The organism is Candidatus Pelagadaptatus aseana, from assembly GCF_040362265.1.
GTDB lineage: Bacteria > Pseudomonadota > Gammaproteobacteria > Pseudomonadales > Cellvibrionaceae > Pelagadaptatus > Pelagadaptatus aseana.
Map to the genome: position 1 here is coordinate 61,676 of NZ_BAABNJ010000007.1, position 12,875 is coordinate 74,550.

Consider the following 12,875-nt stretch of genomic DNA (forward strand, 5'->3'; position numbering starts at 1 on the left):
CATTGGAACCATCGCTCATTCCTTTCCTGCTGCTGCTGACGCTGGTGATGCTGTTTATTATGGCTATCACCAACATCAACCGAAACGGCTCTGCGTCGAACCGTGACAAACATTTCAATTCCAAACGCCGGCGCAATGCCATCTTGAGTCTCAATGCTCTGCTGGTGGCCACCATTTTGTCACTGTCCTACGTTGGCCTTGAAAGAATCCAGCAACGCGAACAGAACAGCTACCGCTGGATTCTGAGCGCTGTCCTCGAAACCACCAATCAGGGTTTACAAATCTGGGCCAACAACAATCTGAAGCAGTTGTTGACCATTGCCGAGAGGCCGGCCATTGTCGACTTGACCCAAGCCCTGCTGGAAGAGCACAAAGACGGTAAAAATCTGGTACACAGCACCCAGCGAACCCGGATTCGGGATTATTTGCAGATCCATAACCCAACGCTGGCTGCAAGCTATTCTCTGGTTTCGGCCAATTACATCAATATTGCCAGCTACGATGAGAGCGTGCTTGGCAACATCAATCTGATTGCAGATAAGTATCGTCACCTGCTTGCCAGGGTACTTTGGGGGCAACCGCAATTTATCCCCCCCATTCAGTTCGCACCGGACCATCGCCGCAAGGACTCCCCTGTTGCTTTTTTTGCCGCACCGATCAAAGACGCCAATGGTCAGTCCGTTGCCATTCTGATTCAGCACATTGACCCGTCTCTGGAGTTCAGTGCCATCATGGCCGGTGGACGCGTGGGCGACAGCGGGGAAACCTATGCCCTTAATGAGGATGGGGTTTTAATTTCAGAAAGCCGTTTTACCCGAGCGCTAAAACAGCAGGGCATTTTAGAGCAGGATCAGAGCTCCATATTAAAATTACAAGCCGACATCAACGCGCCAACCTCTCAGAACCAACTGACCAATATGACCAAGGGCATCACCTTCAAAGAGGCGGGCACTAACGTCGAAGGCTACCCGGATTACCGCGGCGTCAAAGTGATTGGAACCTGGTTATGGAATGACGAGCTCAATCTGGGGCTCGCCACCGAAATTGACCGCAATGAGGCATACGACAGCTATTACTTTATACGCAATGCCCTGATCATTTTGATCGCCCTGACGCTGCTGATGTCGATCGGCAGCCTGACCTTCAGCATTCGCTCAAGCAACCGCGCCGGGCGCGAACTGGAGCAGGCCAAGGACAATCTGGAAGAGCAACTGCATCGGCGCACCGAAGAGATCAAGGATCATGAAGAGCAATACCTGAGATTATTCGAATCCACCCGTGATGCCGTAATTCTGATGACAGCGGACAGATTTCTTAATTGCAACTCGGCCGCCACCGAACTGCTGGGTTATGATCTGGACGAATTGAAATTGCTCGGGGTTGAGGATGTTTCTCCCCCAACCCAACCGGGCGGTGAAAACTCGCTTGAACTTTCCCGGAATTATATAAAACAGGCACTGGGTAAACAGAAAGCCTTGTTTGAATGGGTGCACCGCCATAAAGACGGCACCGACTTTATCTGCGAAGTATTACTGCAACCGGCGGAGTGGGAAGACGCCGAAGTGATCATGGCGGTGATCCGGGATATTCGCAAGCGCAAGGCCAATGAACACGCACTGCAACAGAGCCAGGAGCGACTCAATCTGGCCATGTCGGGCGCCAATGCCGGCATGTGGGACTGGAACGCCATCACCGGAGAATTTATCACCAACGACATCTGGTGCACCATGCTCGGCTTTACCGATCAGGAACTGGTTCATGAGTACGGCGACAGCCACAATCGCTGGGTCAAACTGATTCATCCTGAGGACAGAGAAGAGGCCGTCAACGCCTTGCAAAACCATGTGCTGGGGATGAGTGACGCCTACCATGATGAGTTTCGCATGCGCACCAAATCCGGAGAATACAAGTGGATTCTCTGCGTCGGTAAAGCGTTCGAACGCAACAGCGACAATGCCGCCAATCGGGTACTCGGCATACATCTGGACATTGATGAAACCAAACAACTACAACAGGCACTGGGCAAGGAAAAACAACGAGTCGACGTCATTCTCAATGCCACTCCCGACCCCATTTTGGTTGTGCAAACTCAAGGCACCATTCTCGATGCCAATCAGGCATGCAGCCAAACACTGGGTTACAGTCACGCAGAATTAATCGGCAAACCGCTTGAAGCTCTGCTGTCTGCCAAAGCATCTTCCAACCAGAGCAATCGACTGGAGCGGTTACTTGAAGGAAAAGATAAACACAGCGGCCAGCGACTGGATTTCAAGATTCAAAACAAACGCGGCGACGAACTGATCATTGAAGTGAAATTAAGCAGCATCTTCTTTGATAACGAGGATCTGTTGATTGTCGGTTTGCATGACGTCACCCTAGAACGTGAAGCCGAGCAAAGCTTGCTGGAAGCCAAACGCATGGCCGACGATGCCAACAACGCCAAGTCCAACTTCCTGGCCAACATGTCGCACGAAATCCGCACCCCGATGAACGCCATCATCGGCATGAGTCATCTGGCACTGCAAAGCGACCTTAATCGCAAGCAGCGCGGTTACATCAGCAAGGTCCATCGCAGCGCCGAATCCCTACTGGGAATCATCAATGACATTCTGGACTTTTCAAAAATTGAGTCTGGAAAATTGGATATGGAGTTCACCAATTTCAGACTCGAAGATGTGATGGACAACCTCTCCAACCTGATTGGCCTCAAAGCCGAAGAGAGCGACCTCGAGCTGAATTTCAATGTGGAGCCCGATGTCCCCACCGCCCTGAAAGGCGATCCGATGCGTCTCGGTCAAATTCTCTTGAACCTTGGCAATAATGCCATCAAGTTTTCCAATTCCGGCGACGAAGTGCTGATCAACGTCAAACTCGAAAACCGTTTCGACAACAAGGCGATACTGGAATTTTCCGTGCATGACACCGGCATTGGCATGAACCGGAAACAAACAGACAAGCTGTTCAAATCTTTCAGTCAGGCCGACTCTTCGACCACGAGAAAATATGGCGGTACCGGTCTGGGGCTGGTGATCTGTCAGCGCCTGACCGAAATGATGGGGGGCAAAATATGGGCGCACAGTGAAGAGCAAAGCGGCAGCACCTTCTACTTTACCGCCCAATTTGTTCTGCAGGATGCTCAACCGCATCTGGCCATCCCACCGACCAGCAATCTTGGTTCTCCCAAAGTTCTTATCGTCGATGACAACGACACTTCACGGAACATTCTGCAACAGATTTTGGTCCGCTTCGGCTTCCGAGTCGAGCAAAGCAGTTCCGCCAAAGACGCTCTCGAACAATTATCAAATCGTCACAATCTGGATGACCAACTGCTGTTGATTGACTGGAAAATGCCGCAATGCAATGGCATCGAACTGATCAGGGACATTCGCCATCAATACGGTGACGAGCTGCAGATCGTTTTGATGACGCCACTCTACAGCTCAGAAGAAGCAATAGAGATCAGTCACGATGTAAAAATACAAGGCTTCCTGAGCAAACCGCTTACGGCATCCAACGTGCTTGACACCGTTTTGCTGGCACTGGGGAAAGAGACCGTCAATGACGCTTACCATGAAGAGCGACAAGGCCATCCATCCGAGCCCATCCGCAAACTCAGCGGTGCACGAATTCTGCTGGTGGAAGACAACGAAATCAATCAGGATCTGGCACTGGAACTGTTGCGCAGTAACGGCATCCTAGCCACACTGGCTGAGGATGGTCAGCAGGCCATAGAAAAACTGCAACAAGATGAATTTGATGGCGTTTTGATGGACTGTCAGATGCCGGTCATGGATGGCTATACCGCCACTCAAAAGATTCGCGAAGACGAGCGCTTCAGATCCCTCCCCATCATTGCCATGACCGCCAACGCCATGGCTGGCGACAAGGAAAAAGTCTTGGCCGTTGGCATGAACGATCACATTGCCAAACCCATCAATGTTCAGGACATGTTCAACACCATGGCCAGATGGATTACGCCGTCCCGTTCCGCTCCGATTTCCGCCACAGCGCGAGCAGAGCACCTTGAACCTGTTAACCTGCCGGACAATCTACCTGGCATCGACATCCAGGGCGGCTTAAAAACGGCTCAGAACAATCCGGCACTGTTCGGTAAATTACTCAGGCGCTTTGCCACGCATTACCAAAATTTTGAATCGGACTTCAACCAGAGCAAGACCGACCAGAACAGCGCCATTCGCAGCGCCCACACACTGAAAGGCACGGCGGGTAACATTGGCGCCTACCAAGTTCAGGAAGCCGCCTTAAAACTGGAACAGTCCTGTCGCTCGAACAAAGCGGACGTTGCTAAAGAGCTTGGCGCTGTGACAGACACCTTGCGCATTGTCCTCGATGGTCTTCAACCCTTATTGGCAGAATCCCCGAGCCAGAAAGAACACAAACCGTTCGATCTGCCCTCCACACTGCTGTTGATTTCGCAATTAAAAGAGTTGGTAGACAACTACGATACCGACGCCAATGACATGGTCTATCAATTGGAACCTTATTTAAGGGGCAATGAATTTGAACCCTACTTGCAGCGGCTGAGCGAAGCCATCGACAGCTACGATTTTGATGAGGCGCAAGGTGTTTTGATCGAACTGTCCACCGCTTTGGAAAACCGTCATTAAAAATTCAAGTTTCGCATAAATGCCAGCATCTCTTTCAGGTAACGTCCCTGATCAAGATGAACCAGGTGATTGCCGGGAAACCAGTGAATCCGGCATCGATCCCAATGCTCCCACAGCAGACGACAGTATTTCGGCGGAGCCAAGCGATCTCCGGCACCGGCAATAATCATCAGCCGCTCCCTGTCCAGTTTGGGTTTGTAACTCAGAGGACTGTGCACCGCCATCAGGTGTCGTAACTCGCGCACACTGACACCGGAAACCGCCATGGTGGCTTTCAGTACGGCGTTCATGGGGGACCATTCAAGAAACAAATCCGGCGGGCTCACCACGGGCACATTGGGGATACAAAACTCCAGACGCTCTTCAACATTGGCCAGTACCGAAGCGGTATACCCACCCAGACTGATCCCCGTCACCCCAAACTGGCTGACACCATTGGCCTGAAGGTAATCAAGAAACAGACGCAAATCGTAAATCGATTGCGCCACCGATTCATTAAATTGAGCAAAGCCACCAGAGAAATAGCCATAGCCACTGAAGGGCGACAGGGCCCCCTGACGTTTTCCGTGAAACGGCAGCGTGTACAGCAAGACATCGTAACCCTGCTTGTAAAACCACTCGAGCGCCAGAAACTTGCTGTTGGCCCAATAGGCATCCGCCATAAAACCATGGATCACACACAAAGTTGGCCGGGGTGAACCATCGTGGCGCCAGTGCTGGGCGATGGCGGTTCGGTTATTGCTGTGCTTAAGATATCGATCAGTAAAATCTTGATTGACCGGTGTAAAGGGCGATTCAAAGGCGAGGTTTTTACAGACACCGTCTTCGGGTTTGAACAGGACCCAACGGGGATCTGTTACTTCAACCTCGACCACGGCTTCGGGCTTTTTGAAAAACGCTTCCCGAGCACCACGGTTTGCCAGATTACGGTAGAACTCGGCGTCTCGGCTTGTGTCCCATTTTTTTAAACGCCCCAGTGTCATGGGGGCACAACAGGAGGCAATTAACGTGGCAGCCAGAGTGCGCAGAATCACATCCTGCACAACGGTCGCATTCACCATCGACCGGGTTTTCAGATCCAGCTCAAAACCGTTGGGGAATTTATGAAAATTACTCTCCAAGTTTTCCCACCAGGGCTGATCCGGCAAAGCGTGACTGTGACTGTAATCCGCATTGGCAATGCGGGTTATGCTATCGGACAAATCCGTCATCTGGGTCACCGCTCTGATTGAAAAAGTTATTCCCAGATCACGGCAGGATGTGCGGCCGTCGATGATTCGGCAAACACGCCCTCAGCCAGTGGCTGAAAATATTGTTCAATGGGCTGACGTTTGATTTTCATGGTGTGGGTTACCCGACCATTGGCAGAACTCCAGTCCTGAGCACTGATGACAATCCCGGCCATTTTTTCGTGGGCACCCAGCGACTCATTCACCGCCACAACCTGTTTACCAATTTCGGCTGCAACGACTTCGCGTGCTGCATTTTTGCCAATTTCCGATAACTGCAAGGTCAGTACCGTTTGTGGTAAACCGTTGCCAATCAGACACACTTGCTCGATGTAAGGGTTAGAGACAAAGTGTCCCTCGATGGGTACCGGCGCAACGTACTTGCCTTTGGCGGTTTTGAAAATTTCTTTGATGCGGCCGGTGATGCGCAAGAAGCCGTCGGCATCAATCTCGCCTTTGTCACCGGTGTGAATCCAGCCATCAATCAGAGTCTCTGCGGTCTTCTCCGGCTCATTGAGGTAACCGGTCATCATGGCGCGGGCACGAATCAGAATTTCACCGATATCGGAAATTTTGATGTCGGTGTGACAGGTTGGTTTACCCAGAGTCCCGGCCTTGCGGTCCCACGGCAAATTGGAGGTACCTGAAAGCACTTCCGACTGACCGTATATTTCACACTGCGGCATATCCAACGCTTCATACCATTGATGCAACGGCATAGGCGTGGGTGCAGAGCCGGTCAAACACAGGCGCGCGCGATCCAGCCCCAGTCCCTGTTTAATCGCCAGCTTAATGGCATCGCTCTGCTCGCTGTCGGCCAGCTTGCCGGACAAAATATCCTGACCACCGAACTTGGCAACCACGCCCTCCTGGAATTTGGTCCACAATCTGGGGACACACTGGAACACCGTGGGCCGAACCTGTTTCATATCCTCGGCAAATGTTGTCAGGGATTCGTTGAAGCCAACCCGATAACCGGCAAGCAGGCTCATCCAGTCAACCACCGCCCGCTCGAAGCCGTGTGCCATGGGCAGATAGGAAATCATGATGTCGTCTTCGGTCATGCGGTAGGTATCGCCCAGATTCAGAGCCACATGGTAAGCCCCTTCAAAGTCATACATCACGCCTTTGGGTTTGCCGGTTGAGCCCGATGTGTAGATGGTGGTCAACTCATCGTCCAGTGCACGCGCCGGATTACCCGACACAGGCTCAAAGTTCTCCAGCAGTTGCGCCCAACCAATGTCGGCCTGAGGGATATCCATCCCCGGCAGGCTGATCACAGCCAGCCCTTCGGGCAAGCAATCTTTGATCTGATCCCAGTTATCGGTTTCGCCAACGATCAACACCTTAGAGCCACTGTGCTCCAAAATGTAAAGCACATCGTCTGCACTCATGGAGGTAAACGCCGGCGCACTGGCACCGCCGCTCATCATGATGGCCAGATCCGCGATCATCCAATGGGCGCAGTTCTTCGAGAGAATGCACACACGCTCGCCCTGTTTGATTCCCATGGCTTGCAAGCATGCGGCGGCCTTTCTCGCCTGCTGTCCCACCTCACCCCAACTGTAATCGCACCACTGTCCCGCTGTCGGCTGGGACAGGTAGACGGCATCAGGCTTGGTACTCTCCCAGTAATAAAAACAGTCCAGAGGGGTTTGGGCTACTGTGTTGTTAGTCATAGAAAGGCCTGATTAATGATGCTGTTATTGGATGCCGCGATTCTAGGGACACTTGGGTCGTGCCGACACATCAAAAATTGTTAAATGCATTAGCCATTTTTTTGCTACTGGAATCCAATCACGGCCACCATTTGCTTTATACTCTCAGCGACAAGAGTTCATGACACTACCCATCAGGCCCACCAAACCCCATGTCCCAGATCTACAGTTACTACGTCAAATTGCTGCTGGATCATGCCGAAAGCATCGGCTTTTCTGCGGACGACCTGCTGACCCGCATCGGCCTGGACCGGGCCACACTCGACGGCGAACAAACCGTAGACACCCTCTACTCGGCGGAACTGATCCGCACGCTCTGGGAAGAAACCGACGACGAACAATTACTGATGAGTCGCACCCCGGTAAAAAAGGGGCTGTTTTATCTGGCCGCCAAACTGACCCTGCATGGCAGCTGTCTGAACGAGGGACTGCGCGATGCCTTTCAACTCTTTACCATCGCCACCGAATCGATTCGCCCCCGTCTGGTGGTCATTGACGACCGCGCCATCATCACCATCGAGATCGACAGCGGCGACAAAGACCCCAACCATTTTCTGGTGGACCTTAACCTGTCGAGCTGGCACCGCTTTCCCAGTTGGCTGATTGGCTGTCAGATCCCGCTATTGAAAACGGCACTGCCTTTTCCCGAGCGTGACGCCCTGCGCTACGAACTGATTTTTCAATCACCGGTTGAATACTCACAAGCCCACGCCAGCATCGAGTTCGATGCCAAATACCTGACCTACCGCAGCATTCGCACTCGCTCGGAACTGCGCGACTTTATTCGCCGCTCGCCGGCTGACATTCTGCGAACCAGCGTCAAAGACCTCAGTTATGAAGGCCAGATCAAAGCCATGGTATTGGGCATGTCGCAATCGGAGCTGACCTTCCCGTCGTTTGAAGAGCTGGCAGACAAGACCAACACCAGCCCCCAGACACTGCGACGCCGACTCAAGGCCGAAGGCACCAGCTATCAGAACATCAAAGACATTCTGCGTCGCGATCACTGCATTGAACATTTGATTAAAACCCAGAAACCGCTGGCCGAAATCGCCGCCATCGTCGGCTTTACCGAACCGGCCACCCTGTCCCGCACCTTCAAACGCTGGACCGGCTTTACCCCTCAGCAATATCGCAATCGCTACGGCAAAAATTCCTCAAACGGCTGAGTTGATCCAACATTGATGCGGCATGTTGCCGTCCTGTTTTTCCGGCCAGAGCAGCGTGCTGCGTCCCGCCTCTTGTTCCAAGAGCCCACCGAGCTTGTCGACATAGCTTGAATATTCGCTTTGGCCGAAATCATCACGCGGGCTGGCCGTTAAAATCATGTACAACTTTTTACCTCAACCTAGTATGGCCGGCACTTACCAAGGTGGATGCCCCTATGACTTACCAAGACTTGAGCTACGAAAAAATCGATCAGGTTGCGCTGATCAAACTCAATCGCCCCAAGGCCATGAACGCCATCTCCGAGTTGATGCTCGAAGAACTGCACGATCTGTTTGGCAAACTGGATAAAGATCCGGACATTCGCGCGGCCATCATGACCGGTGAAGGCAAAGCCTTCTGTGCCGGCGCCGATTTAAAAATGCTGCTTGATGACATCAAGGGCGGTGCCAAACCAGCGCCCAACTTCTGGAGCCGTGCCGCTGAAGGTTTCGGCGCGCCAGCCAACTTCAGCAAACCACTGATTGTGGCCCTTAACGGGGTAACCTGTGCCGGCGGTCTGGAATTGGCCATGGCCGGCGACATCATACTCGCTGCCGAGAGTGCTCAGATTGCCGACGCCCACGCCAACTTTGGCGTATTCCCCGGTGCCGGTGGCGCTGTCACCCTGTCGCGCAAGATCCCCTGGAATGCAGCCAATTACCTGCTGTACACCGGGGAATTTGCATCCGCCGAGCAAATGAAACAATGGGGACTGGTACTGGATGTGGTGGCCGACGACGCCCTGCTGGATCGCGCCATGCAAATCGCCAAAACCATCGCCAGCAAGAGTCCACTGACGCTGAGCCGCATGAAGCAAATGGTCAAAGACGGCATGGACATGCCCCTGTCTTCAGCCCTGCGCGCAGAAATGGCGATGCTGGCCGTGCAGACCAAATCCCACGACATCATGGAAGGCCTGACTGCCTTTGCCGAAAAACGCAAACCGGAATTCAAGGGCTACTGATATGAGCAACGAATCCTATGGCGTGAGCATCATCAATGGCATTGACGCGATCAGCCGCACCGGTCTGAGTTTTGACTCGGTCGCAGCCAACAGCCTGACCGCGCGCATGCCGCTGGCAGGCAACAGCAACCACACCGGCATCATGTATGCCGGCTCCCTGTTTGCACTGGCCGAGTGTGCCGCCGGCGTGTTGTTTATGAATCGCTACGATGCCAATGTCATCGCCCCCATCTGCGCCAGCGTCAACATCCGTTTTCGGCGTCCGGCCGGCAGCGATATCACCCTGACCATGAACATCAGCGATGAGCAGTTCGAGCAACTGCAAAATGACGTATTGGCAAATGGCAAGGCGGCGGTTGAATTTGAAGAAAAACTGCAAGACAGCAACGGTGAAGTCGTCGCCATTGCCGACGTTAAGTATGTGTTACTGAAAGTTTGAGCCGCAAGCAACAGATCCCTCTGCTACGCATCGGGATGACAATAGCCGAACATTAACCTGTCATCCCGGCAGACTCCCCTGTCATCCCGAACGAATGTGAGGGATCTCAGTCGGGCAACCAAAAGATCCCTCTACTACGCATCGGGATAACAATAACCAAGAGAATTGGATTATGGATTTACAAGATAAAGTTGCACTGATTACCGGTGGCGCATCCGGCCTCGGCCGCGCTACCGCACAGGCACTGGTCAGCAAGGGTGCCAAGGTTTTTCTGTTCGATCTGAACGAAGACGCCTGCAAAGCAACCGTGGCTGAACTGGGCAGCGACAACTGCGCCTACGCCATCGCCGATGTTACCGATGAAGACTCGGTCAATGCCGGTCTGGACCAGGCCATGACGGCGTTTGGCAAGTTGCACATTGTCCTCAACTCTGCCGGCATTGGTCCGCCCTGCAAGGTATTGGATCGCGAGGGCAACCCACTGCCACTGGCCAAGTTCAAAAAGATTGTCGACGTCAACATGAACGGCACCTTTAACGTCTTGAGTAAGGCCGCCGCACTGATGGCAAAACAGGACACCATCAACGACGATGGCGGTCGCGGCGTCATCATCAACGTTGCCTCTGTGGCGGCGTTTGATGGTCAGATTGGTCAACCGGCCTACGGCGGTTCCAAGTCCGGCATTGTCGGCATGACCCTGCCCATCGCCCGTGAACTGGCTTACCACGGCATCCGCATCAACTGCATTGCGCCAGGCCTGTTCCACACCGAACTGGCCATGACTCTGGACGACAAGGTGATTGAAGCATTGGGTAACAGCGTTGAGTTTCCAAAGCGTCTGGGTAAACCCTCCGAGTTTGCACAACTGGTGGTGCAGATGGCCGAAAACGATTATTTCAACGGTGAAGTGGTGCGACTGGATGGTTCCATCCGTATGAAAGCCCGCTAGGGGATAATCCCAAAGCAGAACAAAAGCGGCAGGGATGACTTGAATCCATTCCTGCCGCTTTTTAGTATGTAGAGACATCCCCTCGCCAGCCCGAACCCAGATGAATCAACCCACGCTCAAGACCAATCGCCACTACCTGCTGATTCTGCTGGCTCAGGCCAAAACCATGGGGCTCGACCAGCACCAATTATTGCAGGAGATTGGTTACAGCAGCGATGCCATCGACGACAAAGAAGTCTGGGTCGACAACGACTTGCTGGCAGCACTGATCAAAAAGTTGTGGCAGAACAGCAACGACGAACTGCTGGGCATCTCTCCGGAACCGGTTCAGACTGGCACCTGGGCACTGGCCTGCGATTATATGATAGCCGCCGAAACTCTGGGCGATCTCTATCGCCGCGGACAACGCATCTGCCAGTTTATCAAACCCGGCACTCTGGGCATCGCAATCACCACCGACACCCACAACGCCAACATCGAAGTCCAGGGTTACATTGGCGAGCAGGACCCCAACCATTTTTTAATGGAGTTCCTGTGCGTTACCTGGCACCGCTTCGCCTGCTGGGCCATCAACGAATATATACCGCTGAATCAGGCATTTTTTTCCTACACCAAACCGCAACACGCACATTTTTACGAAGAAATTTTTCAATGCAACATCAGCTTCAGCCAGCCCCGCTGTGGCTATTCTTTTCACAAAAAACATTTGCAAAAAACCGTGTGCCGCAACCGCCAGGAACTGCAGGCCTGGCTTAAGAATTCTCCGGCGGATTTGATGTACATGCCAGGGCGTGACAACAGCATAACCCACTACATCAAGCAGGCGCTGGAAAACCAGCTGATCCACAATCAACTGATCCCGAATTTTGATGACACCTGCCATCAACTCAATATCAGCCCACAAGTTGCCCGCAAGCGGCTGGAGGAAGAAGGCTCATCGTTTCAGAAGATTAAAGACACCGTGCGTCAGGAGCGCATCAAGGATTTGCTGAGCAACTCCGATCACAGTATTTCCGACATCACGGCACTGGCCGGGTTCACCGAGTCGGCATCACTGACCCGGGCCTTCAAAAAGTGGACCGGCATGACACCGGCGCAGTACCGCAATCAGCAACGGGGCTGAGCCTGTTACAGGTACTTTGTTACAAGTAGGTCACAGGTATTCTTCAGACATCAGCACCATTTTGCCGGTTTGATTCTGGCTGGCATTGTCCAGCGCCTTCGCGGCATCACGCATGGCAGTAATGGCGTGTTCTGATCCCGACAAACTGAAGCGAATCACTTTAAACTGACCCTGCTCCATGGCCACGGCAAAACCCAGGTCACTGGCTTCCTTGACCAATTTGTCCACGCCTTCAAACGGCGCCACAACAAAGACATTGTCGCCATTTTGACGATGACTGCACACCAACCTTACCTCGGCAGCGCCGGATGATGAGTTCAGAATCGAAGGATACTGAGCCCCCTTGTTACAGGTAACGCCCAGACTGACCTGATAGAAACAGGCTCCCTCATTAAAGTAACAATATTGCCCCAGAACCCGACCCTCGGCGTTATGAGTTGCGGCATAGGCATAGTCACTGCCGGACAGATCCCAGGCCCAGTCCTTGCTGAGTTTTGGCTCGGCCAACGCAATCGCCGGCACAGTTAAAACCAGAGCTGCAAGTTGTTTGATAAGTTTCATAAGCACGCTCCTGTTATGTTTATCACTCTTACGGAATAAGGATAAACAGAACGCG

General features: G+C 52.9%; 10 protein-coding genes. 6 read left to right on the forward strand and 4 right to left on the reverse strand.

From position 1 onward, the window contains the following. Positions 1-2 precede the first annotated feature (2 nt). Positions 3-4,628, forward strand: a complete 4,626-nt coding sequence (locus tag ACPXV9_RS11705; RefSeq protein ID WP_423897232.1) for a response regulator — start codon at positions 3-5, stop codon at positions 4,626-4,628. Here the strand turns inward: ACPXV9_RS11705 and ACPXV9_RS11710 are convergent. Together ACPXV9_RS11710 and ACPXV9_RS11715 are read right to left on the reverse strand one after the other, a co-directional pair. After that, positions 4,625-5,839: an alpha/beta hydrolase gene (locus tag ACPXV9_RS11710; RefSeq protein ID WP_423897235.1), complete on the reverse strand. Its 1,215-nt coding sequence runs from the start codon at positions 5,837-5,839 to the stop codon at positions 4,625-4,627. The two genes, ACPXV9_RS11705 and ACPXV9_RS11710, sit on opposite strands and share 4 nt — an antisense overlap. 26 nt (positions 5,840-5,865) lie before the next feature. Next, positions 5,866-7,536, reverse strand: coding sequence for an AMP-binding protein (locus ACPXV9_RS11715; RefSeq protein ID WP_423897237.1), 1,671 nt, complete (start codon positions 7,534-7,536; stop codon positions 5,866-5,868). Positions 7,537-7,727: 191 nt separating this feature from the next. Here ACPXV9_RS11715 and ACPXV9_RS11720 point away from each other — a divergent pair, with 191 nt between their 5' ends. Then, positions 7,728-8,744: an AraC family transcriptional regulator ligand-binding domain-containing protein gene (locus ACPXV9_RS11720; RefSeq protein ID WP_423897238.1), complete on the forward strand. Its 1,017-nt coding sequence runs from the start codon at positions 7,728-7,730 to the stop codon at positions 8,742-8,744. On the opposite strand, the gene ACPXV9_RS11725 is transcribed toward ACPXV9_RS11720, so the two are convergent. Next, positions 8,733-8,903 carry a hypothetical protein gene (locus ACPXV9_RS11725; protein ID WP_423897241.1) on the reverse strand — a complete coding sequence of 57 codons (171 nt, stop codon included), beginning with the start codon at positions 8,901-8,903 and terminating at the stop codon, positions 8,733-8,735. The two genes, ACPXV9_RS11720 and ACPXV9_RS11725, sit on opposite strands and share 12 nt — an antisense overlap. A 56-nt stretch (positions 8,904-8,959) precedes the next feature. Here ACPXV9_RS11725 and ACPXV9_RS11730 point away from each other — a divergent pair, with 56 nt between their 5' ends. The 4 genes from ACPXV9_RS11730 to ACPXV9_RS11745 all read left to right on the forward strand — a co-directional run bounded on the left by ACPXV9_RS11730 (position 8,960) and on the right by ACPXV9_RS11745 (position 12,259). Further along, positions 8,960-9,748: an enoyl-CoA hydratase/isomerase family protein gene (locus ACPXV9_RS11730; protein ID WP_423897243.1), complete on the forward strand. Its 789-nt coding sequence runs from the start codon at positions 8,960-8,962 to the stop codon at positions 9,746-9,748. Position 9,749: 1 nt separating this feature from the next. Beyond that, positions 9,750-10,187, forward strand: a complete 438-nt coding sequence (locus tag ACPXV9_RS11735) for a PaaI family thioesterase (RefSeq protein ID WP_423897246.1) — start codon at positions 9,750-9,752, stop codon at positions 10,185-10,187. 172 nt (positions 10,188-10,359) lie between these two features. Next, positions 10,360-11,136, forward strand: a complete 777-nt coding sequence (locus ACPXV9_RS11740; RefSeq protein ID WP_423897247.1) for an SDR family NAD(P)-dependent oxidoreductase — start codon at positions 10,360-10,362, stop codon at positions 11,134-11,136. Between the two features lie 100 nt (positions 11,137-11,236). Further along, positions 11,237-12,259 (forward strand): AraC family transcriptional regulator ligand-binding domain-containing protein, encoded by a 1,023-nt coding sequence (locus ACPXV9_RS11745; RefSeq protein WP_423897250.1) that lies wholly within the window; start codon positions 11,237-11,239, stop codon positions 12,257-12,259. A 30-nt stretch (positions 12,260-12,289) separates the two neighbouring features. On the opposite strand, the gene ACPXV9_RS11750 is transcribed toward ACPXV9_RS11745, so the two are convergent. Then, positions 12,290-12,820: a hypothetical protein gene (locus ACPXV9_RS11750; RefSeq protein ID WP_423897253.1), complete on the reverse strand. Its 531-nt coding sequence runs from the start codon at positions 12,818-12,820 to the stop codon at positions 12,290-12,292. Positions 12,821-12,875: the final 55 nt, after the last annotated feature.

What these genes read in the sequence shown, in the direction of transcription:
- ACPXV9_RS11710 (WP_423897235.1), bottom strand. Translation starts at nt 5,839, where the DNA reads ATGACGGATTTGTCCGATAGCATAACCCGCATTGCCAATGCGGATTAC.
- ACPXV9_RS11715 (WP_423897237.1), bottom strand. Translation starts at nt 7,536, where the DNA reads ATGACTAACAACACAGTAGCCCAAACCCCTCTGGACTGTTTTTATTAC.
- ACPXV9_RS11720 (WP_423897238.1), top strand. Translation starts at nt 7,728, where the DNA reads ATGTCCCAGATCTACAGTTACTACGTCAAATTGCTGCTGGATCATGCC.
- ACPXV9_RS11725 (WP_423897241.1), bottom strand. Translation starts at nt 8,903, where the DNA reads ATGATTTTAACGGCCAGCCCGCGTGATGATTTCGGCCAAAGCGAATAT.
- ACPXV9_RS11730 (WP_423897243.1), top strand. Translation starts at nt 8,960, where the DNA reads ATGACTTACCAAGACTTGAGCTACGAAAAAATCGATCAGGTTGCGCTG.
- ACPXV9_RS11735 (WP_423897246.1), top strand. Translation starts at nt 9,750, where the DNA reads ATGAGCAACGAATCCTATGGCGTGAGCATCATCAATGGCATTGACGCG.
- ACPXV9_RS11740 (WP_423897247.1), top strand. Translation starts at nt 10,360, where the DNA reads ATGGATTTACAAGATAAAGTTGCACTGATTACCGGTGGCGCATCCGGC.
- ACPXV9_RS11745 (WP_423897250.1), top strand. Translation starts at nt 11,237, where the DNA reads ATGAATCAACCCACGCTCAAGACCAATCGCCACTACCTGCTGATTCTG.
- ACPXV9_RS11750 (WP_423897253.1), bottom strand. Translation starts at nt 12,820, where the DNA reads ATGAAACTTATCAAACAACTTGCAGCTCTGGTTTTAACTGTGCCGGCG.